This window comes from Leucobacter faecis, assembly GCF_054456635.2.
The window spans coordinates 26205-53170 of record NZ_JBTJEP020000018.1; the positions used below are offsets into that span (position 1 = coordinate 26205).

The window sequence follows — 26966 nt, forward strand, 5'->3', positions numbered from 1 at the left end:
GCCTCCGGCGCCGCCCGTGCCAGCAGCACCGCCAGCCCCGCCCGCACCCGGCGGTGCAGTTCCCAGCCCGAGCTCCTTCGGCAATCCGTGGCAGCCACCCGCCGAAGACGCGCAAGCCACTGTCGTGCAGCCCTCCATCTTTTCAGCACCGCAGGCAGCCGCGGTCGTCACGCCCGAGGCGCCGCAGGCGGCCGATCCGGAGCCGCCAGCAGCCCCCTCACGGGCCGTCGACCTGAGCGACTTCGAGAGCGACGACCCCGACGAAGAGTTCGAGGCGACGGTCGTGCTGACGCGCGCGCGTTCAACAACCGACTGGAACCTGGTCGACATTGACGGCACGAAGTTTCCGCTGGCACCGCGAAACGTGCTCGGCCGCAAGCCCAGCTCCGGGCCCGACGACGCACAGTACATTGCACTGTCGGACCCGAACCGCGTGCTCTCGCGCACCCACCTGCTCATCGAAGTCGAAGCCGACCAGCTGTGGATCACCGACCTGAAGTCAACCAACGGCACCGAGATCGTCGCCGGCGCAGGGGTGGCCTCAACATCAGGTGCGGGATCGAGCGATGAGATGCAGCCCTGCGAGGCGCTGAGTCGGTATGCGCTTACCGCCGACCAGGGGCTAAGCCTGGGCGGCCGCTCGATCACCTTCGAACGCCCCGCGTCGTCTTAATTTCGATGGAGTTTTAATGACTGACCCCCGCGTCGAGCTATCCCAGCCCGCCACCACTGCCGAGCGGTTGGCCCAGATCGCGAGTGAGCGGCCCGATCTCGCAGCCGAGATCGCCGCGCACCCCAACGCTTACCCCGAGCTGCGGGCTTGGCTTGCGCAGTACGGGGCGCCCGCGGCGGCGCTCGGTCAACCCTCAGGGCAGGCCACGACCCAGCAGTTCGCGCAGCCGACGCAGCAGTTCCAGGCCCCCGGCCAACCGTTCGCACAGCCAGCGCAGCAGTTCGGTGCTGGCAGCCCGGGCTCCCCCGGCAAACCGCGGTCGAAGCGCACGCTCCTCATTGTGCTGGCCAGCGTTCTGGCGCTGATCCTCGCGGTCGGTGGCGGCGCGTGGTGGTTCGTCGCGGGCAAGATCGGGGGTTCGTCGTCGCCCGAAGCGGCCGCGACGAAGCTGCTGCACGGGCTCACCAACCAAGACCTGCTCGCCCTGTACGGTTCGCTCGCTCCGAGCGAGTTTGCGCCGTTCGAAGAACCGTTTAAGCGTGTCACCGCGATCTCGAGCAAGGACGCCGACACGAGTGTCAACGACTCGCTCGCCGAGCTGCGCAACGCCATCACTATCACGGCCGACGGCATTGAGACCCGCAACGAGGTCATCGCCGAGGGCGTCGAGCGCGTCATCTTCAGCGACGGCACCATCACGTTCGACGGCGACAGCCGCGAGGTGGGGCGCATCGTGGCGCAGCTGACCCGGGCTTACGACCCCGACGCTACGAGCTCATCGATGCGCGACCTGGAGTACGAGATTGCCGAGGAGCTCGACCTGCCCTACACGCTCGACTTTGCCGAGATCAGGCGAGACGCCCGCGACTATGGCGGCCTCTTCGAGGGTGTGAGTGTCGTGAGTGTACAGGAGCCCGGCGGCTGGTACGTGAGTCCGCTCATGACTATCGCCGACTATTTCTACTTAGACGCAGGCAACAGCGATTACCGCTTGGGCAACAAGATCATTGAGGCCAAGCCTTCTGCCTCGCCCGAGCAGGCGGCCGAGGAGCTCGTCAGCGCCTTCATCGGTGACGGCTTTTCCGGCATCGCCCCGTACATGCCGCTCGCCGAGCGTCGCTTGATTTCGATCTACGGGCAGTTTCCTGGCGACCCATTCAACCCTTCTGAGAGTGGTCTCGAGGTCTACGAGCAGCAGTTCAGCGCCAAGGTGAACGGCGACCGCGCGAGGCTCACCATTGAAGAACTGCAGGTGGGCGTCGAATCTCGCGAGCACGGCTTCGACCTGTTTAACGGCGTCACCATCACGGGTCAATGCGCCGAGTTTAGAAGCGAATGGACCTATGACGATTCAGACAGCTACTACTACGAAGAGTGGGAGCTGCGCGACTCGGTTGACTCGGGGTGCCTCAGCGACATTCCGCTCGCGAGCGAATTCGGGTTCGACGAGATCGCCGTGATCGCGGTGAAAGAGGGCGGCGGCTGGTTTATTAGCCCGCTCGCCACCTATGCCGACGCGCTGTCGATCGTCACTGAGCGCGTTGCCCAGCTCTCAGAAGATGGCCGTCTCACCGACGTCATCGAAGAAGAGCTTGGCTACTAATACCCATGAGCAAGCATTAACCGGCCAGAGCAAGCACGAGGAAGAGATCATGAGCAATCCGTGGCAGGGACACCAGCCTCCCCCGCAGGCACCGTTCTCGGGGCAGGCACCGTTTCCAGGGCAGGCACCGTTCTCGGGGCAGGCACCGGCGCCTGGTTATGGTCATACGCCGGACTACCAGCCCCAGCAGTTCGCGCCCGGGTATGCGCCGCAGCCGCAGCCCACTCCCAACGCCTTCGCGAACACACCGATCGGCGACTGGGTGCGCGACGGCGGTGCAGCTGTGCTGCTGCTTGTGTCGCTGGCGCTGCCGTGGTCTCTGAGCTTCGACGGCGGATTTAGCGGCGACTACCTAAACGTCGCCGCTACGCGGGTTGAAGTGCTACTCATCACCCTGCTCTCACTGCTGTCGCTGTCGATCGGCTATCTCGCACGGTTTGGTGCGTTTGGGCCCACCTTCACCGCTCCTCGTGCCGCGCTCACTCGCGCCCTCTTGAACATCCCATATGCTCTGCTCATACTCACGTACGTAGTTCTTGACGCGCTGCGTTTGAGCGATGGCTGGCTGGTCGGCGGTGTGGGGTTGGGGGCCGCAGCAGCCATCGGCCTCACCGGTGCGATTCTCGCCGCCGTGCCGCGCAGGTACGAAGTACTGTCGCCGGCGTTCTCGGCGACAGCTGCGAAGCACGGCTATGGCTTTCTCATCGGGTTCACCATTTTTGCGGGCCTCGCAACTCTGCTCGGAGTTGTGCTCTCGTTTATCAACACCGTGTCGATCTCGTCTTCGCAGACCGCGGGCATGCTGATCGTCGCTTCGCTACTACAGTTACCGGTTACGCTCGCGCCGATTGCATTCTGCGTCTTCATGCTTCGGCGATTCGAGACTGCGCGGCTGCTCGCATTTGCGTTTGGTGTCGCAATGGTGGTGGGCACCTTGATCGCTCAGCTGGCGTCACAGTGGCAGCTCGAGTCGGTCTGGGGGTCATTTGGGTACGCGACCCTGCTGACCGCTGCCCTACTTGGAGTTGCCAGCCACGCCGGACTTCCCTACGCCATGCGCCAGCAGCAGCCCATCGCCGTCTGGTACGGGGCGATGCGGTTCGCTCCCGTGACACAGGTCATCGCGCTGGGCGTCGCCGCTATCGGCTACGTGTTTTTTATCATCGAGAGCCAAGGCTTCGGTACGGGCTACGGCGTCGGGCTGCTCGTCTGCACTCTGCTCGCAATTGTGACCACGCTCATTTTGCGTCAACAGTTTGTGGCTAACTTTGCCGGCGCGCGAGTGCTCGCCGCGAGCCTCGCCGGCGCCCTGCTCGTACTCGGTATCATCGCGACCGCGGTGGCGGGCGTCGGCGCCGCAGCGGCGGGCGGGTTCTCAATTTCACGAACGTTCGTGGGGTTCGCAGCTCCTGCGGCCTTCATCTTGTACGGGTTGTTCGCCCCGCAGCCTGTGCGCGAGTACTACGCCGCAAACCAGCCACAGCAAACCCAACCGGCAGTGACGCCCCAGTTTGCGCCGCCCGCCGCTGGCGTGCCGGGCATGCCGGGTGCCGCGCCCGCTGATCCGGAGCTTGCCGCCTACGCTATGAACCCCGCGCTCACCCCGCAGCAGCAGTTTGATCTTGCGCAACGCCCCGAGGCGCGCGTGTATCTCGCGCAGAACCCGGCGCTCTACCCCGACTTGCGTCAGTGGCTCGCGCAGACCGGAGACCCGGCCGTATTGCAGGCGCTCGCGGCCCGCGGCTACTAGACCGTCACGCTAGCGATCGGCCGTCACGCACAGAGAATCCTCGGAAATTCTGTGCGTGACGGTCGATTTGTGTTTCTAGGTCGATCCGCGGGTCCGAACCCCGTTGAGGGATTGACTATGAGCCTGTATCCTTGGTCTTGGACGCGCAGTAGCGCTCCACTTCCGAGGCCCGTGCTAAACACACGGGCTTTCGTGTACCTGGGGGTGCGCTTGTACATCGGCTATTTCGACGAGTTTGGTCACAACGGCTTGTATGTCAGCAGAGGTGACTCATCGTACAAGACCCATCCTGTCTTCGGTCTCGGCGGATTCATCATGCCCGTCGATAGAGTGCGCGAGCTGTCTGGTGTCTTCCGATATATCAAAGAGTCGGGCCTCAAAGAGGAAATAGACGCCAAGGTCATTTCCAAAGGCAAGCGTGTTGAACACTGGGAGAAGAAGGGCTCAGCGCTCCTGACGACACAAAACGTCGAAAAGTATCAGGAGGTCAGACGCATCATCGGGCGCATCCTGACCAAACTTGAAGAGCTGGGCGCCAGGGTCGTGTTCTACGGCCAAGAAAAGCCACGAGGCGGCCCCAATGAGGTGCCTGAAACAAACGCCGAGCGCTATGACCACGCAATGAAACAGCTGATTCAACGCATCCATTGGGATCTCCCCGAGGATGAGAACCTCATGATGATCCTCGACAAGCAGGGCGACAGGGAACGCCTCGAAGTGTTCGCTGGCGCCGCATCGTTCATGTTCTCGCACAGAAACGCGAACCGTTTGTTGGAGCCACCAATGGAGGTCGAAAGCCACCTGTATCAAACGGTGCAGTGCGCGGACTGGATTTGTGCATTGATCGGGCGAATCACCGCATACAAGTTCGACCCTGACTTCGAGGAGTTTAAATGGGCGCCTCGCTACTTCGGTGATCGACTGGCGAAGATTACGAGCGACAAGAGCAAGGTGCTAGCACTGAGCGGCGGAAAGGATTTATATCCGAGATACATGGGTAACTTCGCAACTTGCTATGACGCTACGCGCGTACCGGCATCACAGAGTTCGCTTGCAGCGTTGCAAGATCGATTCCCAACTGTGCATCGCGACTCCGATCGACCGTCACGCTAGCGATCGGCCGTCACGCACAGAGAATCCTCGGAAAATCTGTGCGTGACGGTCGATTTGTGTTTCTAGGTCGATCCGCGGTGCGGGCGCGATCGTGAACCGGATCGCGCCCCTCGCCCGCGCGCTTACGCGAACGCGGCGGCGGCGGACCTCGCCTCGGCCAACACCTCGTCGAGGTTGTCGCCCGTGACAGTGACGTGCCCGACCTTGCGGCCCGGCCGCGGCAGCTTGTCGTAGCTGTGCACCTTGGCGCGCGGGTGCGCGGCGAGCACCGCCTGGTAGCGCACCGGCATGGGGCCTTCGGCGGGGCCGCCCAGCACGTTGACCATCACGGTCGCGGGGGCGGTGAGCGCCGTGTCGCCCAGCGGCAGGTCGGTGACCGCGCGCAGGTGCTGCTCAAACTGGCTCGTGACCGAGCCCTCGATCGAGAAGTGGCCCGAGTTGTGCGGGCGCATCGCCAGCTCGTTCACGAGCACGCGCCCATCACGGGTCTCGAACATTTCGACGGCGAGCACTCCGGTGACCTCGACTCCCTGTGCGACGACAGCGCCGATGCGGGCCGCCTCATCGAGTGTCGCGGGGTTCTGCACGGGCGCGGGGGCGATCACCTCGGCGCACACGCCGTCCTTCTGAATCGTCTCGACCACGGCCCAGGTACGGGTCTCGCCGCTCGGGCGGCGTGCCACCAGCTGCGACAGCTCGCGGGTAAAGTCGACGAGCTCTTCGACGAGCAGGTGGCCGCCGTGCGCGTCTTCGGCGAGCGCCGTGAACCAGTCGCTCACTTCACCCGCGCTCGACACTACGCGCACACCCTTACCGTCGTAGCCACCGCGGGCCGTCTTCACGACCGCGCGGCCGCCGTTGGCATCGATGAACTGTTGCAGCTCGGCCTCGTTCGAAACGGCCGCCCACTCAGGAATCGGTACGCCGAGCTCTTGCAGCTTCTTGCGCATCACGATCTTGTCTTGTGCGAACTGCAGGGAGCCCGGGCGCGGGTGCACCTGCTTGCCGCGCGCCTCAAGCTCGACCAGAATCTCTTGCGGCACGTGCTCGTGATCGAAGGTGATCACGTCGACAGTCTCGGCGAACGCGTACACCGTCTCGGGGTCGCGGTAGTCGCCCACCATGTCTGCGGCGCGCTCGGCGCTCGACCCCTCGGTTTCGGCGAGCACGCTGATGCGCAGCCCCAGGTGAATCGCCGGCGGCACCATCATGCGCGCAAGCTGCCCGCCACCGATCACGCCAACCCGAATGCTGCCACTGTTCAGACTCATGGGTTCTATTCTGCCGTAGTTTCGCGCGTGCTACGCCGCCACCGCGTCGAGGGTAAACCCGGGCGCCCCCGGCACCGAGGCGAGCAGCTGCCTGGTGTACTCCTCGCGCGGCTCACGAAACACCTGCTCGATGGGGCCAGACTCTACGATCGCGCCCCGTTGCATCACGACTACGTCGTCGCAGAGACCTTCAACGACCGCGAGGCTGTGGCTGATGAAGATCATCGTGAGGTCCATGCTGCGTTTGAGTTCGTGCAGCATTTCGATGATCTCGCTCTGCACCGAAACGTCAAGCGCGCTCGTAATCTCGTCGGCAATGATCAGCTGCGGCCTCAACAACAGGGCCCGCGCGATCGCAATGCGCTGCCGCTGCCCGCCCGAGAACTGGTGCGGGTACTTGGGCAGCACCGTCTCGTCGAGCCCCACCGCATACAGCGTTTCGACGATGCGCTCGTGTTCGCCGCGGGCCCGCGCTCTGCCCGGATCGAGTGCCTCAGCGAGCGTCTGCATAATGGTGCGGCGCGGGCTCAGCGACGAGTATGGGTCTTGCGGAATGTACTGCACCACCCGCGCAAGCTCTCGTCTGGTGCGGCGTGAGACCCGACGAATGTCGTGCCCAAACACTTCGATGCTGCCGTGCTGTACTCGGTTAATGCCCACGACGGCTTTGCCGAGCGTTGACTTACCCGAACCCGACTCTCCTACGAGGCCCACCACCCGGCCCCGCTCGATCTCGAGGCTGAGCCCCTCGATGACGCGCACGTGACCAAAACTGATGTCGATGTTGTGGGCCGCGAAGGCGGGTGCTTCCCGAACTTCGGCATGCCGGCTGCTGGTTGCATTCATGACTGATCCATTCGTTGGTGCATCGCGGCCACCGTCTCGTCGCTGAGCTTGGGCACGGCCGCAAGGAGCTTGCGGGTGTAGGGGTGCGTGACGTCGCCGCGGCGCAGCTGATCGGCGGTGAGCCGCTCAATAATCTCGCCCTGCTGCATCACCAGCACGACGTCGCTCACCGCTTCAACAACGCCGAGGTCGTGGCTGATAAACAGCATCGCCATTTGCTCGTCGTGGTGCGCGCGGCGAATCTGCCGCAGCACCTGCAACTGCACCGTCACGTCAAGCGCTGTCGTTGGCTCGTCTGCGACGAGCAGCTTCGCGTTCGTGCTCATCGCGGCCGCGATCATCGCACGCTGCCGCATGCCGCCCGAAAATTCGTGCGGTCGCTGCTTCATGCGCCGCTCTGGCTCGCTGATGCCAACGCCTCCAAGCGCGCGCCGGATCATCTCGCCCGCGCGACCGCGCGGCATTCCGTAGTGCGATCGCAGCACCTCGGTGAGCTGCGTGCCCATGCGCATCGCCGGGTTAAACGTGCTGCCCGGATCTTGGTAGATGATCGACATCTCGCGGGCGAGACGCCTACGGTTTTGCTTGCCGAGCATGTTCATGCCCGCAAACGACAACTCGTTGGCGCGCATTTCGAGCCCTTCGGCCTGCAACCCTGCGATTGACATGGCCGTGAGTGACTTCCCTGATCCGGATTCGCCCACAAGCGCGACGACCTGGCCCGGTGCGATTTCGAACGACACCCCCTTGACGAGCTCCTTGCCGTCGGTCGTGCGCACGCGCAGATCGTCGACGCACACGAGCGCGCCGTCTGCACCTGCTGCACCGTCTGCGCTGGTCGTGACAGACCCGGTTGCGACGGGCGCCGACGCCGGGCGCACCTGGCCGCGCGGGTTCGCCCGCCCCGCGAGCGCATCGCCCACGAGCATCGCGGCGAGGCCCGAGACGACGATCAGCAGCGACGGGCCCACGGCCTGAATCGGCTGCACGTACATCGCGTCGAGCGAATCATTGAGCAGGCTACCGAAGTCGAACTGCGGTGCTTGCACGCCGAGTCCCACAAACGACAGCGCCGAGATGTCGATGAGCGACAGCGCAAACACGGTCGCAGACAGGATCAGCAGGGGTTCCGCCATGTTCGGCAGAATGTGGCGGGCCGCAATACGCAGCGGGCTCACACCAAGCAGCCGTGCCGTAGTCACATACTCGCGGGCCGAGATGCCGGCGGCGAGGTTTGACATGAGCCGCGCAAAGGCGGGGATCCCGGCGAGACCGATCGCGAAGACCGCCGAGGTCGCGCTCGCGGTGAGAATCGCAGCGACCACGAGTGCGAAGATGAGCGACGGGTAGGCCGCCGCCGTATCGATGACACGCAGGCACGCCTCGCGGGGCCTGCGCGGCATGAGCCACACGCCCACGCCCACGATCACACCGCCGCCAATGCTCACGAGCGTCGCGCCGAGGGTCATGATGAGGGTGAGCCGTGACGCGACGAGCGCGCGGGCCAGGTTATCGCGACCAAAGTCGTCGGTGCCGAGCAGGTGTTCGGCAGACGGCGGCAGCGTCGCGTTGGGTGTCAGCTGCGTCGCGTCAGCCCACAAGAACATGGGCGCAAACACGGCGGCGAGCAGCAGCAGCCCGAAGAGCACGCCGCCCGCCCAGAGCGCAATGTTTGCGCCGCGAGACTTGGCTACCGCCGTGAGATTTGCGGGTGAAGTGGGTTTTGCGGGTGAAGCAGACTTACGCATTGAAATCGCCTCCCAGGTTGCGGGGGTCGATCATGGCGAGCACCAGATCGACAACGATGATGATGAGCGTGGCGAGCAGCCCCAGCGTGAGGATGATGCCGCGAATCGTCGGGTAGTCGCGCGTCAAGATCGCGGTCACGATGCCCTGGCCCAGGCCCGGCCAGCTGAACACGTTCTCAATGACGATGGCACCGCCCAGTTGCGCCGCAAGGATAAGACCCGAGAGCGTCAGCGTCGTCGTCACGACGTTGGGCAGCACGTACCGCAGGTTCGTGCGCAGCTTGGTGAGTCGCCAGCCGCGCGCCGTGCGAATGAAATCTTGGTCGAGCACGACCGCCGCCTCGCGGCGCACGACGCGGCCGATCGTACAGATGGGCTGGATCATGAGTGCGACGATCGGTAGCACGAGAGCACTCAGTGTGGCGGCGCCCGCCGCCGGCAGCACCCCGAGACCGATCGCGAACACCGCGATGAGCAGAGTGCCCATCACGTACTGCGGAATCGAGTAGAAGAAACCGGTGACGGCGTTAAAACCGACGTCGAGCCAGTGCTTGCGACCACCCCGCGTGGCAACCGCCACGCTCAGCCCGAGCGGAATCGCGATCACGAGAATGCCCACGAGCGCGACAATGGCAATCTCGGCTGTGAACGGGAACCGCGCCGCAATGATCGCGGTGACCGGCTCCCCCGTCGTAAACGAGGTGCCCAGATCGAACCGCAGCACCCCACCCACATACGCCAGCAGCTGGGTAAGGAACGATTCGTTGAGCCCCAGTTCGTTGCGAATCTGTTCGATCTGCGCGGGCGTCGCGCCCTCGCCCGCAATATTTACGGCCGGATCACCCGGCAGCAGCGGCACGATGAGGAACGTGACAAACAGCAGCACCACGAACGAGAGCAGCAGCCCCCCGAGCCGGCTCAGCGTGAACGATACCCAGGGGTTGCGACCACGTGAGCGCTGCGGCTTCACCCGCTCCTGGGTCATGATGACCGCGGTGGGCTCAGACATGATCCAGGCTCCTCGCATCTGGTTCGGCCCCGACACCCGCGTCAAACGTTGCGGCGAGCGCGGCGAGCGCCGTGGCCGCGTCGCCCAGGTAGGAGTCATCGAACACGGCGTGCGGTGAGTGGTTGAGCGGCGACTCGTGAGGGATCGACCCGGGGGCGCCCGTGCCGAGCAACAGGAAGGACCCGGGCACTTCGTCGAGCACAAACGAGAAGTCTTCTGAACCGGGCAGCGGGTCGCGCATCTGAGTGACCCGTTCGGCCCCGAAAAGGCCCGTGAGCTCGTGCTTGGCTCGCTCCGTTTCGTGCGCGTTGTTGCGCGTGACCGGGTACCCCTCGTCGACCGCAATGCTCACCTCGAGGTTGTGCGCCGAAGCAATGCCGCGCGCAACCTCGCCGATCCGGCGCAGCACGCGCTCACGCGCCGCAGGCGAGTAGCTGCGCACCGAGACGCCGCAGTTCGCGCGTTCTGGGATCACGTTGGGAGCGGTGCCCGCATCAACCACGCCGACGTTTATGACCACGGGGTCGAAGATGTCGAACTCGCGGGTCACGAGAGTTTGCAGCGCGAGGACGCTCTCGCAGGCGGCGGGAATCGGATCCTTCGCGCTGTGCGGGGTGGATCCGTGGCCACCCGCGCCACGAAACTCGATGTCGACCGTGTTGGCGCTCGCCATGAGAGTGCCGGGGCGCAGGTAGAACACACCCTGATCCATGTTGGCCGAGAACACGTGCAGGCCGTAGGCCGCACTCACGCGAGGCCCGGCGGCGTCGAGCACGCCCTCTTCGATCATCAGTTTCGCGCCGCCTAAGCCTTCTTCGCCGGGCTGAAACATGAACACGACGTCGCTGCGCAGCGCGGCCCGTTCTTGGTAGAGCGACTGCACCGCTCCGAACAGGGCGGCCATGTGCAGGTCGTGCCCGCAGGCGTGCATGGCACCGTCGATGCGCGAGCTAAACGATTCGCCGGTGTCTTCGTGCACGGGCAGGGCGTCCATGTCCCCGCGCAGCAGCACCGCGGGCCGGGTGCCGTCTGCGCGTTCGGCGTTGCCTCCGCGCAGCACCACGATGATGGATGACAGCTGCTCGCCTACGCTCACCTCGAGCTCGGGCATAGCGGCGAGCTCGTCGAGCAGCAGCTGCTGGGTCTTGGGCAGCTCGAGCCCGATCTCGGGGATCTGGTGCAGGCTGCGCCGCAGTCGGGCAAGCCCGGGCTGGAGTTCGGCGCAATGCCGGGCAAGGCGTGCGGTGAGCTGCGCAATCTCGAGGGGCGTGTCGGGTGCGGTCTCGAGTGCAGTCTCGTGTGCAGTGTCGTGTGTCATGATGCTCCGTTGCATGTTCTGGCGCGAGGCGCCGCTAGTTTGTGACGCGCATGGTCATGTCTGCGCGCGACTTGTTGGGCGAGCGCATCGTGAAGCCCTCGCGTGTGCCCACCATGGAGGCCATGGTGCTCAGCGGCACTACCCTGGCCTCTTCAATGAGCCCCTTCTGGGCGTCGGCGTAGATTGCGCAGCGCTTCTCGGGGTCAGCCTCCTGCATCGCCTCGTTCACGAGTGCCTGGCGAGCGTCGTCGGCGTTGCCCGTCCAGTTCGCACCGCCGTCCTCGGTCGGGGCGCCCACGAACAGTGACATCACGCCCCACATGGTGGCGGCCGCGTTCACGTTCGCGAACACGATCAGGTCCCAGCTCTCGGGCTTCTGCATGCCGTTGGCCGCCCAGGTGGCGTTGTCAACGTTTTCGAGGCTCACGTCTGCGCCCGCCGCGCGCAGAGCTTCTGCCACGTAGGTGTTGGCCGCACCGTTCGGCCCAAAAGCCTGTGAGCCGAGCACGCGCACCTTCACACCGTCGAGGGCGGTGGCCGCTGCCGCCTGGTCTTCTGGGATCAGCAGCGCATCATCTTGGTTGTAGCAGGGCACAGCGGGCAGCGCGAACGATGCTGCGAGCTCCCCCAGTCCACCGTTCGTCGCCTGGTTGAACGCCTCGCGATTCATCGCCTGCGCCACCGCTCGACGCTTCGCTTCGTCTGCAAAGGGGTGGCCCTCGCGCTCGTTGAACAGCAAGAACAGGTTTGCGGCGGGAATGCGCTCGGTGTTGACGTTCTTTGCCTCTTCAAGCCGCATCATGTCTTTGCCGCGCACAATCGCCACGTCCATTGTGCCGGTGAGTAGCTCGTTGGTGATACCGCTGCCCTCTGAGTTGACCGAGAACAGCAGCTCTTGCGCTGGCGTACCCTCGAGCGGTTTCTTGTACGCGGGCCACATGTCATAGTCATCGCGCAACGCGAACTCGTACTGCACGCCAGCCTGCTTCTTGGCGAGCGTATAGGGCCCGGTGACCGCGGCGTCAACGGTGCCCGCGGCGGTGCCGTCGGTGTCGGCGAGGCCTGCGGGGCACACGATGCCCGATGCGGGCAGCGCGAGGCCCGAGAGCACGTCAGTCCAGGGCTGCGCGAGGTCGACGGTGACGGTGTGCGCCGCGTCGTCGGCGGTGATGGTCGGAGTGCCCGCCCCAAACGTTGTCGAAGCAAACGTGGCCGAGTGCTCAGCGAACTGGTTGAGTGAATCAGCAACGATCGTCGGAGTGATCTCTGTGCCGTCGCCGCACACCGCGCCCTCGCGAATAGTGAAGGTTGCTTGTTCTGGCGTCACGTCCCACTCGGTCGCGAGGCCGGGAATGAACTCGTTGCCATCGTCTTTGAAGACGAGTGGCTGATACATGAGGCTGGCGGCCAGGTAATCGTCTACTGCGCTGGCCTCCCACGGCAAAAAGCTGTGCGGGTCGGCGGCGAAGACCGACCGAATCTGTGAGGCGTCGCCGCCCGAGCTGCCGCCCGAGGTGGTGCAGCCCGTGAGGGCGAGTGCGAAAGCTAAGCCGGCAGCGCCGACAGACGCGACGTTGCGCCCGACTGTGCGAGTGGAGTGAGCCATGAGAGTGTCCTTAAGTATCAGTGAGGTGGTGAGTAACGTTGTGAGAATGGGGCCCGTTAGCCGGGCACGTGGTAGACGCCCAGGTCGGCTGCGACCTCTACGCTGCCGCTGTGCCTGGTCGCTTGTTGGCGCCAGACCTCTGCGGGTGTGTTGCCCGGCACCAGGTGGTGCAGAACCAGTCGGGCCGCCCCGGCCTCGTCGGCCATGCGGCACGCGTCAGCCGTGGTGGTGTGCGATTCACGGTGGTGTGCCAGCGAAGCGCGCTGCACGTCAGTCGCCTCGGCGTCAGGCGGGTATGCCGCGGTGAGCCACTCATCGTCGATCGCCTCGTGCAGCAGCAGGTCAGTACCACGAGCGAGGTCAGTGAGCGCCTCGCACGGTGCCGTGTCTCCTGAGATGGTGACTGATCCGGCGCTGGTATCAAAGCGAAACGCGTAGGCGGGCTGCATGCTGCCGTGATCGACGCTCGCAGCGGTCACCGCGACGTGCTCGTCGCGGTAGACCTCGTGAGCGGCGGGCGCGATTTCGCGTGCTTGCCAGACCGCGTCGAGCCCCTGGCGCAGGCCGTACTCCATGCGGTCAAAGAGGTCGTCGGCGAAGGCCGCTTCGATGCCGCGCATGAGCCCCGCGGTGCCGCCACGCGGCAGGCCGCCACGCGGCAGGCCGCCCTTGTTGGCCATGCCAGGATGCGGCGCCGGGCCAATCACGGGAATGGGCAGGTGCGGCGAGGCGGCCGCCTCATAGAGGCTAAACAGCATGATCGCTGGCAGGTCGACCGTGTGGTCCGAGTGCAGATGGGTGACGAACACCGCGCGCACCTGGCCCAGGCTGTATCCCGCCCGTGCGAGCTGCACGGCGGCCCCGTACCCGGCATCGACGAGGTAGACGTCGTCGCCCACGATTACGGCGGTGCTGATGCCAGCGCGAATCTCGCCCGGCGCCGTCTGCCGCCACCACTGTGGCCCGCCCGCGGTGCCGAGCGTGACAATGCGAATGCCCTGCGTAGGCTCCCCCTGAGCCGCACCAAAGTTCGTTGTCACTGTGACCTCCTCGTCATCAGTTCGTGTCGCCGGGACTGACCTGCGCCCGACGTGGATCAATATACTACACGCTTCGTAATAAATGGGTAACATTTATAAAGTAGCCTGATCACAACGCAGAATTTCACCCCAGAGCGCAAGGAAGCAGCACCATGACGCGAAGCACTCCCCTCACGAGCGCCAGACCGCTCGGCCGCTCGCTCACTGACCTGCGCGAACACAACCTCGCCCAGGTGCTCGACGCGCTCGTGGCGCAACCAGTCAGCACCCGCGAGGCGATCGAGCACCACACCGGGCTGCGTGCCTCAAGCCTCACCAAGCTCGCCGAAGAACTGCAGGCACGCCAACTGGTGATTGAGATGGAGCCAGTGCAGCTCGCCCAACGCGGCAGACCCACCAAGCCGCTCGCGCTGTCACAAGAGCGGTGGCTACTCATGGGGCTCGTGCTCGACCGACACGAGGTGTGGGCCACGATCAGTTTTCTCGACCTCGAGCTCGCCGCCGAGCGCCGCTTTGCCATCGACCCAGAATGCGCGCCCGAGCACTACCTCGCGCAGCTTGCGCACATCGTCTCTTGGGCCGCAGACTATGCCGCCGCAGGAGGCCGACAGGTCATTGCAATCGAACTCGCCATTCCCGGCGCAGTAAACCACGAGACGGGGCGCGTGACACGCGCCACGATGAACAGCTGGCACGACCTCGAAGTTGGCGCCGCCCTGCGCTCGTACGCCGCTACCGCGGGGCCCGGCATACACCCCGAGGCTGCGCTCAGCGCCGACCGTGACACCAACTATTCGATGCTCGCACAACTGCACGAGCATTCCGACTGGGCGACAGGGCCCACCCAGCATCCCGTCGCGTATTTTGGGGGCCGCTACGCTCTGAGTGGCGGCGTCTACGACCACTCTGTTTTTCGCGGCACGGCCGGGCTCGCGGGCGAGTTTGGTCAGCTCGTCGTCGACCCGCAGGGCGAGCTGTGCTGGTGCGGGCGAACCGGCTGCCTGGAAACCAAGATCGGCCTGGCTCGGCTGCACCAACGCCTGTTTGGCGGGTCGGTACCCGCTTCTGAGCTGTCACGCCGAGGGCCCGACATGCTCGCAGATCTCATCACCGCACGCGATCGACGCGACAAACAAACACTCGAAGTACTCAAAGAGGCCGGCCACTGGCTTTCAATTGGTGTCGAAGCGATCACCGCCGTCATCAACCCCGGCCGCGTCATACTCGATGGTTACCTCGCCCTACTCGGCGAGCCGGTTTTTGCGAGCATGACGGGTCGCCTCGACTCACTCGTGTCGGTGCCACCGATCAAGATGCTCAAGTATGAGCTCGCAGACGGGCACGCATCACGCGTACAAGAGGGCTTGCAGATTGCAGCACTGCGCGCCGTCGCCACCAGACCAGCGCTCGCGAGCGGGTAGCGCCGCTACGGACCTGCCTCGTCCTCATCATCGTCGTCGCTGTCGCGGCGCACCTCGATCGATTTCACCCCCGCGATGTCGTGCAGCGACGGCAGCAGCTTGTTGAGCGGCGACCGCCCCTTAAACCGCACCTCAAGTTCAACAAGGTCGGTGCCCTCGCGCCTACGGTTGGCAAGAATAAACGTGGCGAAGCCCGTCGCTGTCGCCTCAGATAACACGTCTCGCAGCACGCCCGCGCCGTCAACGTAGACGATGCGCACCACACGGTTCGAATCACGGTTGGGCAGGAGCCCCGCGAGCGGGCCCACGACGAGCAGGGTGAGCAGGTGCACCCCCGTGAGCCCAATCGCGAGCGACACCATACCGGCGCCCGCCGCCATACCCACCGCGGCCGCCACCCAGATCGTGGCGGCGGTCGTAAGCCCGCGCACCACGTTACGCCGCGTAAAGATCACTCCCGCACCCAAGAAGCCGATGCCCGTAACGATCTGTGCGGCGATGCGCGACGGATCCAGCGTAACGTCGGTGCCGAGCACCGGCCCAAACCCAAACGCCGAGACCAGGGTGAACGCAGTAGACCCCGTGCCCACGAGCACGTGCGTGCGAAACCCCGCCGCTTTCTGGCGGTACTGCCGCTCGATGCCAATGAGCGCGCACAGCACAAACGACAGGGCTAGCAATTCGAGCTGCAACCCCGACGTCGACATCCACCACTGCATGTTTCACATCCTAACGAGGGCGGTGCAACAGCACACCGCCGCACTTAGTTGACAAAGATCAACGATCGCAATACAGTTGACTTTCATCAACGATATTTCTGTCTACTTTGCAGTAAGGACTCCGCGCCGCACATGAGTCGCACCACCACCCTTCCCGCCGACGGCCTCCTCGAGGGCCGCGCGAAAAACCTCGCCCTCACAGGGCTCTTCCTGTCAATGGCCGTCTCGATGCTGTCGATGACCGTCGTTGGCACCTCGATGCCCGTGATCCTCGCCGACCTGGGCGGCGACCAGGCAGCCTTCACCTGGGTCGTCACCGCGACCATGCTCGCCTCGGCCGTCTCGACCCCCATCTGGGGCAAACTCGCAGACCTCACCAGCAAGAAAGCCCTGCTGCAGATCTCGCTCGTGCTCTTCACCGTGGGCTCGGCCCTCGCGGGCACGGCCGGCGATCCGGGCTGGCTCATTGGATTTCGTGTGCTGCAGGGCCTCGGAGCCGGTGGCCTAGGCGCCCTCGGCCAGATTGTGCTCGCCGAGATCATTAGCCCGCGCGAGCGCGGTAAGTATATGGGCATCATGGGCGCGATCATGGCCGTTTCGACCGTGGGCGGGCCGCTCTTGGGCGGTTGGATCACCGACGCGATCGGCTGGCGCTGGAACTTCTACGTCGCAGTCCCCATCGCCCTCGCCGCGATCATCGTGCTGCAGCGCACGCTGCACCTGCACACCGTCAAGCGCAAGATCAAAATCGACTACTGGGGCGCCATCCTCATCTCGGCGGGCTTCTCGAGTCTGCTGATCTGGGTGACCCTCGGCGGCACCAACTTCGACTGGTGGTCGTGGGAGACCCTCGCCATGGTGGGCGGCGGCGTGCTGCTGCTCGTGGCCGCGGTGCTTGTCGAGCTCAAGACCAGCGAGCCGCTGATTCCGCTCTCGCTGTTCAAGAGCCGCACCTTCACCCTCGCGGTGATCGCGTCGCTCGCGGTGGGCCTCGCCATGTTTGGCACCTCGGTGTTTCTCGGCCAGTACATGCAGCTCGCGCGCGGCAAGACACCCACCGAGTCGGGCCTTTTGACCATTCCCATGATGGCGGGCGTGCTCATCGCTTCGACCCTCGTCGGCCAGATCATCACGCGCACCGGCAAGTGGAAGCGCTACATGGTCGCGGGCTCCTTCATTCTGCTGGCTGGCCTCCTAATGATGGGTCAGCTGCGGTTCGACACCAACTTCTGGTACGTGGGCGTCTCGATGTTTGTGCTGGGCGTGGGCGTGGGTCTGTGCATGCAAAACCTCGTGCTCGTCGTACAGAACACGGTCGACCCCACCCAGATGGGTGCTTCAACCTCGGCCGTCACCTTCTTTCGCACGATCGGCGGCACGGCCGGCATGAGCGCCATGGGCGCGCTCTTGGGCAACCTCGTTGTCACCTACATCAAGGACGGCATGAAGACGCTCGATCCCAAGCTGCTCGCGGGCGCGGGCGACCTTGCGACAAGCGCGATCCCCAAGCTGTCTGAGCTACCCGAGCCCATTCGCATCATCATGGAAACCGCCTACGGCCACGGCATCGGCAACGTGTTTCTCGCCGCCTCCCCCGTCGCGATTCTCGCGATCCTCGCGATCGCGTTTCTGCCGAACATTCCGCTGAGCACCAAGAGCAACGCGCAAAAGCTCGCTGAGCTGCGCGCCGCGGCCGAGGCTGACTCTGCCGGCACTGTTACTGCCGACTCTGCTGCTGTGGGCTCGGGCGCTGTGGGCACGGGCGCTGTGGGCACGGGCGCTGCCGGTGATCCGGATCATGCCGTGCCCAGTCACGCCGTGCCTCGTTCGAACACGGGCCCGCACGATCCCGAGACCGGGCAGCTCGCGGCGGTGAGCGGGCGATGACCGACAGCACTCACGAACTCACCCCCGAGCGCAGTGAGCAGATTTCGCAGATCATCGCCGAGTTTTCTGAGGTGTTTGCGTTCGTGCGCACGCGCTGGGCACGCTTCGCCGAAGAGACGCACCCCGACCTGCGCGGCTCGGGCATCATGGTGTTGCAGGTGGTGCTGCGCAAGGGCCCCGTCACGGTGACGGGCTTAAGTCAGCTGCTCGATATCGACAAAGCCATGGTCAGCCGTCAAATCTCGAAGCTGCGCGACCTGGGCCTCGTTGCGTCTGAGCCTGCGGCAGAAGACCGTCGCGTCACGCTCATCACGGCGACCGACAAGGCCCGCGAGACGATCGAAAAGCTGCGCGCCCGCGCTGCCCACGACTACCACCTGCGGTTTGCACAGTGGGACGACGCGGCGCTCATGGAGCTGGGCGAAAGCCTGCACCGCTTCAACTCGTACTCCCCCGAGCACGCCGACGGCCCCGCCGTGCGCTGTGCCCGAGGGCACGGCGGGGGCGCCAAGGCTTCACCTGAGCCAGCGGCGGAGACTGCGCCTGCGGAGGATGCGTCTGCGGCGCGCTAGCTGCCGCGGTCAGTGCTCAGGCTAGCGCTCGGCGCGGTACAAGAACGCGGCCATCGCCTCGCGTGTGACGTCACCCTTCGACTCGTACTTCGCCTTGCCCACCGGCTGCTTGGTGCCAGTCGAGATGCCCGCTTCGTGCATCCACGCGATCTGCTTGTAGAACTTGTCGTTCTTCTTCACATCAGCGAACGGTGACACCTTGGGCTCCTTGTACCCCTCGGGCGCATCCTTGCGGAACAAGAACGCCGCCATCGCCTCGCGGGTAATGCTCTGCTTCGCACCAAAGGTCGGCTTGCCCGACTTCTGCTTGAACCCGGTCGACAGGCCTTCGTCGTGCATCCACGCGATCTGCTTGTAGAACTTGTCACCAGGCTTCACGTCGACGAACGGCGATACCTCGGGCGCTTCGTACCCCTTCGGCGCTTCGAGTCGGTACAGGAACGCTGCCATCGCCTCGCGCGTTACCGGGCTCTTCGGCCGGTACTCGAACACCGTGTTGCCTGCGGCATCGGTCGTCTTGTTGCCGGTCGACAGACCCGACTCGGCCATCCACATGATCTCGCGATAGAACTTCGACGACTTCGTGATGTCGCTGAACGTGACTGCGGGCTTACCCGGCTTCTCGGGGTCAGTCGGCTTCTCAGGGTCAGTGGGCTTCTCGGGCTCCACCTTTTCTACCGGAAGTGCGATGTCGACGTGCTTAATCTCGGTCGGCTCGGCCTGCCCGTTAAACCCGTACACGGTCGCGCGCAGGCGGTCTTCGTAGAGCGAGATGCGCATGCCGGCGGGGTCAGCGCCGCCCACGCCCGTCTCACCCCAGTCGCCGCTCGGGCCGTACTGCGTGGTGACTGCGGCCGTGTTGATGACCGTAGGGGCCTGGCTCGTGGTGGGGTCGAAGCGCTGCTCGACGCTCCAGTCGTGCAGCTTGGGGTTCCAGTGCGTGTGCGAGCTCATCACCGTGACATTGGGGTAGGCGGCGATGAGGCGCTCCATACGCTCCTGGTCGTTGCCAAACTCGCGCTTGTACAGGTTTGCGTACGAGCCCGAGACCGAGTTCTCGAACACGTGGTGCATGCTCAGCAGCACCGGGGTGTTGCTGTCGCGGTAGTGGTCGAGACGGTCGCGCAGCCAGTTGTACTGTTCATCCCAAATCTCAACAAACGGGCCCGATCCGCCCTTGTACTCGTGGCGCTCACTTCCGATCCACAACACGGGCAGCTTGTCGTCGACGACCACCTCACCCCACAGCCCCTTGTTGTCAGACGTTGAGCCTTCGACGCCCAGACCCTTCATGCCCGTCTTCTCGAGAAACCGCTCAATGTAGGTGGCCGATCCGTCGTAGCCGTAGAACTCGTGGTTGCCAATCGTCGAGATGCTGGTTGCGTAGTCGCCCCCGCCGCCCGCGCTAAACGCCTTCAGGTAGCTGTCGTACTGCGCGGGCGTGCCATTGCTCGTGAGGTCACCGTTCGAGATTACGACGTCGGCGCGGCCGCCCTCGAGTTTCTTAAACCCGGGCATCACCTGGTTTTGCAGTTTGGCGTTCGCCCCCTGCACGTCGCTAAACACGTCAACAATCGCCTCTGGTGCGGCGTCTTCTGCGAGGGCCCCGAGCGGCTGCACGATCTGCACGTCGTCGAGCATCCACGATCCGGCGCCCGCGGGCGCGTCGTACCCAAACGCGACCGTCACCTTCCCCGCCCCCGCGGGCACAGTGAACGGCAGGCGTGGCTGCGCCGATTCTTCTTCTGCCGACTGGGCGCGCAGTTCGACGGTTTCACCAGAGTCGAACGTGAGCGTCACCGTGCCGGCGTGGGCGCCGTCGCCGCGCACCCTGAAGTGGCTGTCGTAGCGCAGCTCGAGCTCGTCACCAGCGGTCACCGCGACGGGCTTCGAGGAGAGCGTGCCGGTAAAAGCCGCGCCCGCGGTTTCTGCCACCGCGATCACGCCCGAGGCGCGGGTGAACGTGTGACGCCGGTCGAGCCCGTACGTGTCAATCACCTGCTGGCGGGTGATGAACTGCCAGTCGCCCTCGGCCTTCCAGTTGTCGACGGTGCCGTCGAACCCGTCCCACCACACCTGCGGCTCGGTCGTCTGTGCCTGCTCGCCGATCTCGTCCAGCACCGTCACCGTAAGCTCCACGGGAGTGATGCCCGCCCCGGTGATCGTGAGCGGCAGCGTCGCCTGCGCCTGCGTGGCCGCAATCGCCACGTCAAAGGCGACTGTGCCGTCGGCGGCAGCGGCGGGAATACCTGCCACCTGCACGGCGGCATCACCCGCGCCGAGCACGGCCTCGGGCTGCTGGCCGGGGCGCAGCCCCGCGAGCTGCACAGTGGTCGCCTTGCCGGGCGCCACCACGGGCTTCACGAGCGAAGTGATCTTGGGGGTCACATCGGCGGGGGCGCCCTGGGCGACCTGCACGTTGTCGATCATCCAGAACCAGTTGTTGCTGCTCTCGAGGTACTGCCACCCGATCTGCACCTTCTGTGCACCGGCGGGCACATCGATGCTGTGCGACATTGCCTGGTTGAGCTGCTGCGCGCTGTAGTCAGCGACGACGACGGGCGCCCCGCCGTCAAACTTGGCGACGAGCGCGGCCTTCTGCGGCGCCTGCCCCTGCTTGTAGTGCGTGTCGAACTGCACTACGACGGCGCCGCCTGCGCTCGCGCCTGCGCCCGTGCCCGCGCTCGCACCTGCGGCGAGCGCCACCTCGGGCGACCACAGTGTGGAGCTAAAACGGCCGGTCGTGGGCCGGTTAGTGTCTGACTGCACCACCGCAAACTTGCCGGTGCCGCGGGCGAACGAGCCGCGGTCTCCCGTTGCACCAAACGTGCTCGTCACCTCGTCAGTGGTGTGGAAGGTCCAGCCGCCCCACTCGGGCTTCATGCCGTCGATGTTCTGGTGTTCAACAGACCAGCCGGCGGGCGCGCCGGTCGCGGTCGCGGTGTCGAACGATTCGCTGATGAGCGCGGGGGCCGCGGCGGCGTCAGCCGCTGCCGCCGCAGCCGGCGCCTCTACTGCGGGCGCTTCAGGCGCAAGCGCCTCAACTGCGGGCGCTTCAACTGCAGGCGCCGCTACTGCGGGTGTATCGATCGCGACCGCGGGCGCGATGGCGAGGCCGCTCGTGAGGGCGAGGAGGGCACCGCCCGCAAGCGCAACCGTGAGGCAGCGCTGCGTGCGACGGGAGGGAGTGAGGTGCATGTTTTTTCTTTCTGTCTCAAAGAACAACGAAGGTGTATCGGAGGTGAAGATTTTGTGCGCAAACACCAAAGTCGATGTGACCGCGCCCTTCGGCATGGTCACATCGACTTAGTAGGTGTTGCGGTTGCGGGTACTGCGGGCTGCTTGGCCTGCGGGCCGCGGGCTGCTTCGCGCTTCAGGCACCGATCCGGATCGAGCGTCAAGCACCTTTCTCGCGAAAAGCATCAACAATTCGAGATTTCTGATGCTTGACGCTGGATCGATGCCTCTGGCGAGATCAGAGCGGATCATGCGGGCGACGCCGCACGCAAGATCGAGTGCGCTACTGCAGTTTCTTGCGGATCCAGGCCGAAGCGAGATCGACCGCCACGATCACGATCAGAATGATGATCAGGTAGGTGAGCATCTCATCGAACTGGAAGGTCTTGATCGCCTTGTTGATGAGCAGGCCGATGCCGCCGGCGCCCACGAGCCCGAGCACGAGCGACGAACGCACGTTCACGTCGAAGCGGTAGAGCAGCAGGCCGGTGAGCTGCGGCAGCACGCTCGGGATCGTCGCGTTCGCGACGACCTGCCAGCGTGAGGCGCCCGCGGTGCGAAGCGCCTGCTCAGGCCCCGGATCAATGTCTTCCATGGCCTCCGACCACAGCTTGCCCATCACTCCGGTGTTGTGGCAGATGAGCGCCAGCACACCGGCGAACGGGCCGAGGCCCACGGCGGTGACGAAGATGAGGGCGAACACGATGTCTGGCACAGCACGGAAGAACGAGAGGATGCCGCGTGCGATCTGGTACACGAACGTATTGGGCGCGGTTGTGCGTGCGCCGAACACCGCGAGCAGCAGCGCGAACGGGACCGACACGGTCGTGCCGAGCAGGCCGATCCACAGTGTCGTAAGCGCCCCCTCGAGCCCCTTGACGACGACCTCGCTCGAGAGGTCGGGCGGAAACGCCTCAGACAAGAAGTTGGCCATGCCCGTCGCGCCCGTTACGAGCTTCTCGGGCTTAAAGTCGGTGGCGTTAAACGCGACCAGGTGCAGCACGACGAGCACGGTGATGATCACGGCCCACGAGCCCGCGCGGTACGGCACCCGCGGGTCGCGCGGCACCGGCAGAGTGCGGGCGGCGGTCGCCCGGGCGGTCGCCTTGGACGCTGACGCCGGGGTGTGGGCGCTATCGCGCACGAGGGTGTTGGTCACGATGTTCCTTAAGAGTGTGGGTTCTGCGACTCGCTACGCTCGCGCAGAATGACGAGAGAGCAGCGCGCGGCGGGCGATGGAAAGCTAGACGTAGAGCGACGCGAGCTGTGCGTCGTCGATCTCGGCGGTGGCGGCGTCGAATACGAGGTGGCCGTCGCGCAGGCCGATCACGCGGTCGGCGTAGGCGCGGGCGAGGTGCGGCTGGTGCAGCACCGCGGCGACCCCCAGCCCCTCCTGGCTCGCGAGGTCGTGCAGCAGCTGCATCACGTCGTCTGCGGCCTTCGGGTCGAGCGCCGAGACGGGCTCGTCGGCGAGGATCATGCGCGGCCGCTGGCACAGCGCCCGCGCGATCGCGACGCGCTGCTGTTGGCCGCCCGATAGGCTGCCGGCGCGGTCGTGGGCGCGGCTCGCGAGCCCCACGCGCTCGAGGCACGCCATCGCTTCTTCCTTCAGCTCCTGCCCAAACAGGGGCGGGATCGAGCGCCACGCGGGGAGCCGCGAGAAGCCTCCCGCGCACACGTTGGCGAGCACCGAGCGGCGCTGCACCAGGTGAATCTTCTGAAACACGGTGGCGGCCGTGCGGCGGGCCTCAGCCCGCCGCGCAGCGCTCGCCTCGTTTAGCTTGACCCCGGCGATGGTGACATCGCCTGAGTCGGCCTCGATGAGGCCGTTCACCGCGCGCAACGTGGTCGACTTACCCGAGCCGTTGGCTCCGAGAAAGGCGACCACTTCGCCAGCGTGCACCCGCATGCTCATGTCTTGCAGCACGACGCGGTCACCAAAGCTCTTCGAGATGGCGCGCACGTCGAGCAGCACCTCGCCCTGCTGGTTCGCAGCGGGGGGCGATGCGGGTTCGACGGTCACGGCGGTGTCTTGCGCGGCGGTGTCTTGCGCGGTGATGGTGGTCATCGGTTTAGACGTCTTCCTCGGTGAGGCCCATCGTCTGTGCGAGATCGAAGAGCGGCTGGTAGGTCTCGGTGGTGACGGGGATCAGCGGGCCGGCGGGGTCGACACCGAGGAAGCCGCTGACGGCTTCGACGTCGGCCGCGTCGAGGCTCAGCAGCGCCTCTGAGACTGCGTCCTTGAACTCCTGCGGCATGTTGCCGCGCACCGTGATCGGGTCGTTGGGAATCTCGGCCGACTCCCACACCTGGCGGTACTGCGACGCGTCGAAGGTGCCTTCGGCCTCGGCCGTTGCGAGGGTCTGCGAGTTGATCTGCGCGGCGTCGACGGTGCCGTTGACGAGCGCGAGCAGCGCCTCGGGGTGACCGCCCGAGTAGTCGGCCGTCACCTCGTCTTCGAGGCCCGCGTCGATGATCGCCGACATGGGCAGCGCGTCGCCCGAGGTGGATCCTGGGCTGCCGAGCGCGAGGGTCTTACCTTTGAGGTCGTCGAGCGTCTTGACGGGTGAATCCTTGGGCACCCAGATGCCGCCCGTGTAGGTGGTGGGCTGCCCCTCGGCGTCACCGAATGAGGCGAGCGGGGTGGCGTCTGCGCGCTCGCTTGCGAACACGAAGCCGAGCGGGCCAAACTGGGCGATCTCGAGCGAATCGTTCTCCATCGCGAGTACCTCGGCCGCGTAGTCCTCGGTGATCATCACCTCAACGGGGCAGTCGAGCTTTTCTGACAGCGCCTCTGCGAGCACCTGGTACGCGGGCTCGAGGCGCTCGGGGTCTTCGTAGGGCAGAATGCCGAAGCGAATCTCGCCGTTCGGGCAGGTTGCGCTCGCCGCGTTCGCCGCGTCTTCTGATGGGCCGCTCGAGCACGAGACGAGGCCCAGGCCGAGTCCTACGAAGGCAACCGAAGCGGCTGCGCGAATCAGGTTCTTCTTCACGATTCTCCTTGGTGTGTGTGGATGTGAAGCGGGTTGGTTAGTGGGTAAGTGCGTGGGCGAAGCCCGCGACGGTGCGGGCGCCGAGGCCGAGGCCTACGGTCATGCCGGTGCCGGTGGTGACGCTCACGACGTGCACACCGGGCGTGGGCTCGGCGACAAGCAGCTGCTGCTTGGTGCTCGTCGCGTACACGCCCTGCCAGCGTTCGAGCACCTCGAGCCGCTCGGTTCCGAGCAGCGCGGCGGCCTCTGCGAGCAAGATGTCGCTCCAGCGTTCGTCGAGAAATGGCGGGGCCGAGTCGTGCGAGACGTGCGAGTCGCCCACGAGCAGTGTGCCGTCAGCCTGCTGGGTGAGCATCACGTTCGCGTCGATCTCGATGAGCTCGGGGCGCTCGCGCTCAAGCTCTGCGCGCAGCGCGGCCTGCGCCTCGCCCGCGAATGCGCCGTAGCGCAGCATCGACGTGCCGGTGAGCACGGCGGGGCCAAGACCCATGTCACGCGGGGCGCGCACGCGGGCCATCTGCAGCGCGCACTCGCGCACCTCGCCCGCCGCGGCAACCTCGGGAAACAGCCTGCCGACGAGGTGCCCCGCCGCGACCACGACCCGGTCGCAGGTGATGCGGCCCCGGCTCGTGAACACCTCGCCGGTCGCGGCACCGTATACGGTCTCGCCAAAGCGCACCTCGCCACGCTCGTGCGCCCCCACCCACGCCGCGATCTGGGCGACGGCGGTGCGCGGGTTCGCGGTCAGATCGCCCGGCAAGAAGAGCCCTGCGCGCGGCGTCGCGCTGCTGGGCAACCGCAACTGCGCGGCCACCGCTTGGCCGGTGAGGGGCTGCGCTGATCCGGAGCTTGCTGCCGCGGAGCCCTCTGTTTCGAGCCCTGCCGCGAGCTCAGTGAGCACCGCTTCTTCGGCCGCGGTGCGGGCGACCGCGATCGTGCCGGATCGCCTACCCTCGGCCCCGGCCCGCGTAATGAGCGACTCCCAGATGGGCAGCGAGGCGCGTGCCAGTTCGCCCAGCTCGCCGGCCTGCACCGAGGCGCACACATGGCCGAAGTTGCGCACGCTGGCGGTGACGGCCTGGGCGTCTTGCTCGAGCACGGTGACGCGGTATCCGGCGTCGAGGGCGGCGACAGCGTGGCCCAAGCCGACGATGCCGGCGCCGACGATAACGACGTGCAGCGGGGTGTGTGAGGAGGTCATGTTTCGATCATGCGGCCCCGAAAGTAGTCATGACAACTTCTCACGGCGGTGTTCTTTGACCGTTCATCGACGTCATTTTTGCGCAACTTTTTGTCATCACGTGTTCACCATTTCGCTACCGTACGGGCCCCAAAAGTAGTCATGACAACTTGTAGTCTGGCCGCATGACCACGCCTTTTACGCTGCACGCCCAGCTGTACGACGAGATGCTGCGCCGTATTCGCACGGGCGAGTGGTGCGCCGGCGAGAAGGTGCCGAGCGAGAAGTCACTCATCGCTGAGTTCGGCACCTCACGCGGCCCAGTACGGCAGGCGCTCGCCGCGCTGCGCGCCGAGGGCATGATCGTGGGAGGCCGGGGCGCCCCGCCCCGCGTACACCGCACTGCACCGCACCAGTCGTTCGACACGTTCATGTCGTTCACCGAGTGGGCGCGCGAACTCGGGCTGCGGCCCGGGCAGAAGGTGCTCGAACGCGTGAAGCTCCCCGCGACTGAAGAGCAGGCGCGCGAGCTGCGCATCGCCCCCGATGACCCCGTCGTCGAGGTGATTCGACTGCGACTACTCGCCGACAAGCCCGCCATGCTCGAGCGGTCACTGTTTCCGTTTGCGGTGGGCCGGTACCTGTTGGGCGCAGACCTCGACGGCGGCAGCATCTACCAAACCCTTGCCCGCGCGGGTGTCGTGCCGGTGCGCGCCAAACACGTCATCGACGCGATCCCTGCCCACCCGCTCGAAGCCGAGCAGCTGCACGTCGACCACGGTGCACCGCTCATGCGTGTGCGCCGACTGTCGTACGGTGCCACGGGGTCCGTCATTGAGACCGCCGACGACCGCTACCTGCCCACCATGACGAGTTTCGTCATCGAGAACAGCGCCGAGCATCGCACACCCCTCGCCCGCCAGGCTTTCGAACAGACGCAGTTCTTGTAGTTCTTGTAATTTCACCGAATCACCCACACT

Annotated in this window: 21 protein-coding genes; 8 read left to right on the top strand and 13 right to left on the bottom strand. The window is 65.5% G+C overall.

Going from position 1 to position 26966, the window contains the following annotated elements; genetic code table 11:
* Positions 1-16 precede the first annotated feature (16 nt).
* The 4 genes from ACXR2T_RS12780 to ACXR2T_RS12795 all read left to right on the top strand — a co-directional run bounded on the left by ACXR2T_RS12780 (position 17) and on the right by ACXR2T_RS12795 (position 5139).
* A complete protein-coding gene (locus ACXR2T_RS12780) occupies positions 17-673 on the top strand; it encodes an FHA domain-containing protein (RefSeq protein ID WP_458839949.1) in 657 nt (218 codons plus the stop codon).
* 16 nt (positions 674-689) lie between these two features.
* The gene (locus tag ACXR2T_RS12785; RefSeq protein ID WP_458839947.1) at positions 690-2276 is read left to right on the top strand and encodes a variant leucine-rich repeat-containing protein; all 1587 of its coding nucleotides are present in this window, start codon (positions 690-692) and stop codon (positions 2274-2276) included.
* A 49-nt stretch (positions 2277-2325) separates the two neighbouring features.
* Entirely contained in the window at positions 2326-4026 is a 1701-nt protein-coding gene (locus ACXR2T_RS12790) for a DUF7937 domain-containing protein (protein WP_458839945.1), read from the top strand.
* 192 nt (positions 4027-4218) lie between these two features.
* A complete protein-coding gene (locus tag ACXR2T_RS12795; protein WP_458839943.1) occupies positions 4219-5139 on the top strand; it encodes a DUF3800 domain-containing protein in 921 nt (306 codons plus the stop codon).
* Between the two features lie 122 nt (positions 5140-5261).
* Here the strand turns inward: ACXR2T_RS12795 and ACXR2T_RS12800 are convergent, their stop codons facing one another.
* From ACXR2T_RS12800 to ACXR2T_RS12830, 7 genes are read right to left on the bottom strand one after another with little or no spacing between them, the layout of a single operon-like run.
* Complete coding sequence (locus ACXR2T_RS12800) at positions 5262-6410, bottom strand: 5-(carboxyamino)imidazole ribonucleotide synthase (RefSeq protein ID WP_458839941.1); 1149 nt, start codon at positions 6408-6410, stop codon at positions 5262-5264.
* Positions 6411-6440: 30 nt separating this feature from the next.
* Positions 6441-7256, bottom strand: coding sequence for an ABC transporter ATP-binding protein (locus tag ACXR2T_RS12805; protein WP_458839940.1), 816 nt, complete (start codon positions 7254-7256; stop codon positions 6441-6443).
* Positions 7253-9004 (bottom strand): dipeptide/oligopeptide/nickel ABC transporter permease/ATP-binding protein, encoded by a 1752-nt coding sequence (locus ACXR2T_RS12810; RefSeq protein ID WP_458839939.1) that lies wholly within the window; start codon positions 9002-9004, stop codon positions 7253-7255. Before ACXR2T_RS12810 ends, ACXR2T_RS12805 begins: the two co-directional genes overlap by 4 nt.
* Entirely contained in the window at positions 8997-10013 is a 1017-nt protein-coding gene (locus ACXR2T_RS12815) for an ABC transporter permease (protein ID WP_458816692.1), read from the bottom strand. The genes ACXR2T_RS12810 and ACXR2T_RS12815 overlap by 8 nt, the downstream gene beginning before the upstream one ends.
* A complete protein-coding gene (locus ACXR2T_RS12820) occupies positions 10006-11331 on the bottom strand; it encodes a M20 metallopeptidase family protein (RefSeq protein WP_458839937.1) in 1326 nt (441 codons plus the stop codon). The genes ACXR2T_RS12815 and ACXR2T_RS12820 overlap by 8 nt, the downstream gene beginning before the upstream one ends.
* Positions 11332-11365: 34 nt before the next feature.
* On the bottom strand, positions 11366-12937 hold the full coding sequence (locus tag ACXR2T_RS12825) for an ABC transporter substrate-binding protein (protein ID WP_458816696.1): 1572 nt from the start codon (positions 12935-12937) through the stop codon (positions 11366-11368).
* A 56-nt stretch (positions 12938-12993) separates the two neighbouring features.
* Entirely contained in the window at positions 12994-13977 is a 984-nt protein-coding gene (locus tag ACXR2T_RS12830) for an MBL fold metallo-hydrolase (protein WP_458839935.1), read from the bottom strand.
* A 152-nt stretch (positions 13978-14129) separates the two neighbouring features.
* Between ACXR2T_RS12830 and ACXR2T_RS12835 the strand changes: the two genes are divergently transcribed.
* The gene (locus ACXR2T_RS12835) at positions 14130-15398 is read left to right on the top strand and encodes an ROK family protein (RefSeq protein WP_458839934.1); all 1269 of its coding nucleotides are present in this window, start codon (positions 14130-14132) and stop codon (positions 15396-15398) included.
* A gap of 5 nt (positions 15399-15403) precedes the next feature.
* Here ACXR2T_RS12835 and ACXR2T_RS12840 read toward each other — a convergent pair whose 3' ends face one another.
* The gene (locus ACXR2T_RS12840; protein ID WP_458816701.1) at positions 15404-16117 is read right to left on the bottom strand and encodes an MgtC/SapB family protein; all 714 of its coding nucleotides are present in this window, start codon (positions 16115-16117) and stop codon (positions 15404-15406) included.
* 132 nt (positions 16118-16249) lie between these two features.
* On the opposite strand from ACXR2T_RS12840, the gene ACXR2T_RS12845 reads away from it, so the two are divergent.
* Both ACXR2T_RS12845 and ACXR2T_RS12850 read left to right on the top strand, forming a co-directional pair.
* Complete coding sequence (locus tag ACXR2T_RS12845) at positions 16250-18004, top strand: DHA2 family efflux MFS transporter permease subunit (RefSeq protein ID WP_458839932.1); 1755 nt, start codon at positions 16250-16252, stop codon at positions 18002-18004.
* On the top strand, positions 18001-18576 hold the full coding sequence (locus tag ACXR2T_RS12850; protein ID WP_458839930.1) for a MarR family winged helix-turn-helix transcriptional regulator: 576 nt from the start codon (positions 18001-18003) through the stop codon (positions 18574-18576). The genes ACXR2T_RS12845 and ACXR2T_RS12850 overlap by 4 nt, the downstream gene beginning before the upstream one ends.
* A 21-nt stretch (positions 18577-18597) precedes the next feature.
* Here the strand turns inward: ACXR2T_RS12850 and ACXR2T_RS12855 are convergent, their stop codons facing one another.
* The 5 genes from ACXR2T_RS12855 to ACXR2T_RS12875 form a co-directional block, all read right to left on the bottom strand.
* Positions 18598-21774, bottom strand: a complete 3177-nt coding sequence (locus tag ACXR2T_RS12855; protein ID WP_458839928.1) for an S-layer homology domain-containing protein — start codon at positions 21772-21774, stop codon at positions 18598-18600.
* A gap of 322 nt (positions 21775-22096) precedes the next feature.
* Positions 22097-22972, bottom strand: a complete 876-nt coding sequence (phnE, locus tag ACXR2T_RS12860) for a phosphonate ABC transporter, permease protein PhnE (RefSeq protein WP_458816710.1) — start codon at positions 22970-22972, stop codon at positions 22097-22099.
* A gap of 84 nt (positions 22973-23056) precedes the next feature.
* Positions 23057-23881: a phosphonate ABC transporter ATP-binding protein gene (locus ACXR2T_RS12865; RefSeq protein WP_458816712.1), complete on the bottom strand. Its 825-nt coding sequence runs from the start codon at positions 23879-23881 to the stop codon at positions 23057-23059.
* A 4-nt stretch (positions 23882-23885) separates the two neighbouring features.
* Complete coding sequence (locus ACXR2T_RS12870) at positions 23886-24806, bottom strand: phosphate/phosphite/phosphonate ABC transporter substrate-binding protein (RefSeq protein WP_458816714.1); 921 nt, start codon at positions 24804-24806, stop codon at positions 23886-23888.
* A 37-nt stretch (positions 24807-24843) separates the two neighbouring features.
* On the bottom strand, positions 24844-26007 hold the full coding sequence (locus tag ACXR2T_RS12875) for a TIGR03364 family FAD-dependent oxidoreductase (RefSeq protein ID WP_458816716.1): 1164 nt from the start codon (positions 26005-26007) through the stop codon (positions 24844-24846).
* Between the two features lie 164 nt (positions 26008-26171).
* Between ACXR2T_RS12875 and ACXR2T_RS12880 the strand changes: the two genes are divergently transcribed.
* Positions 26172-26936, top strand: a complete 765-nt coding sequence (locus tag ACXR2T_RS12880) for a GntR family transcriptional regulator (RefSeq protein ID WP_458816718.1) — start codon at positions 26172-26174, stop codon at positions 26934-26936.
* Positions 26937-26966: the final 30 nt, after the last annotated feature.

Coding starts and splice junctions, on each gene's coding strand:
- ACXR2T_RS12785 (WP_458839947.1), top strand. CDS start 690: ATGACTGACCCCCGCGTCGAGCTATCCCAGCCCGCCACCACTGCCGAG.
- ACXR2T_RS12790 (WP_458839945.1), top strand. CDS start 2,326: ATGAGCAATCCGTGGCAGGGACACCAGCCTCCCCCGCAGGCACCGTTC.
- ACXR2T_RS12800 (WP_458839941.1), bottom strand. CDS start 6,410: ATGAGTCTGAACAGTGGCAGCATTCGGGTTGGCGTGATCGGTGGCGGG.
- ACXR2T_RS12805 (WP_458839940.1), bottom strand. CDS start 7,256: ATGAATGCAACCAGCAGCCGGCATGCCGAAGTTCGGGAAGCACCCGCC.
- ACXR2T_RS12810 (WP_458839939.1), bottom strand. CDS start 9,004: ATGCGTAAGTCTGCTTCACCCGCAAAACCCACTTCACCCGCAAATCTC.
- ACXR2T_RS12815 (WP_458816692.1), bottom strand. CDS start 10,013: ATGTCTGAGCCCACCGCGGTCATCATGACCCAGGAGCGGGTGAAGCCG.
- ACXR2T_RS12820 (WP_458839937.1), bottom strand. CDS start 11,331: ATGACACACGACACTGCACACGAGACTGCACTCGAGACCGCACCCGAC.
- ACXR2T_RS12825 (WP_458816696.1), bottom strand. CDS start 12,937: ATGGCTCACTCCACTCGCACAGTCGGGCGCAACGTCGCGTCTGTCGGC.
- ACXR2T_RS12835 (WP_458839934.1), top strand. CDS start 14,130: ATGACGCGAAGCACTCCCCTCACGAGCGCCAGACCGCTCGGCCGCTCG.
- ACXR2T_RS12840 (WP_458816701.1), bottom strand. CDS start 16,117: ATGCAGTGGTGGATGTCGACGTCGGGGTTGCAGCTCGAATTGCTAGCC.
- ACXR2T_RS12845 (WP_458839932.1), top strand. CDS start 16,250: ATGAGTCGCACCACCACCCTTCCCGCCGACGGCCTCCTCGAGGGCCGC.
- ACXR2T_RS12850 (WP_458839930.1), top strand. CDS start 18,001: ATGACCGACAGCACTCACGAACTCACCCCCGAGCGCAGTGAGCAGATT.
- ACXR2T_RS12855 (WP_458839928.1), bottom strand. CDS start 21,774: ATGCACCTCACTCCCTCCCGTCGCACGCAGCGCTGCCTCACGGTTGCG.
- ACXR2T_RS12865 (WP_458816712.1), bottom strand. CDS start 23,881: ATGACCACCATCACCGCGCAAGACACCGCCGCGCAAGACACCGCCGTG.
- ACXR2T_RS12875 (WP_458816716.1), bottom strand. CDS start 26,007: ATGACCTCCTCACACACCCCGCTGCACGTCGTTATCGTCGGCGCCGGC.
- ACXR2T_RS12880 (WP_458816718.1), top strand. CDS start 26,172: ATGACCACGCCTTTTACGCTGCACGCCCAGCTGTACGACGAGATGCTG.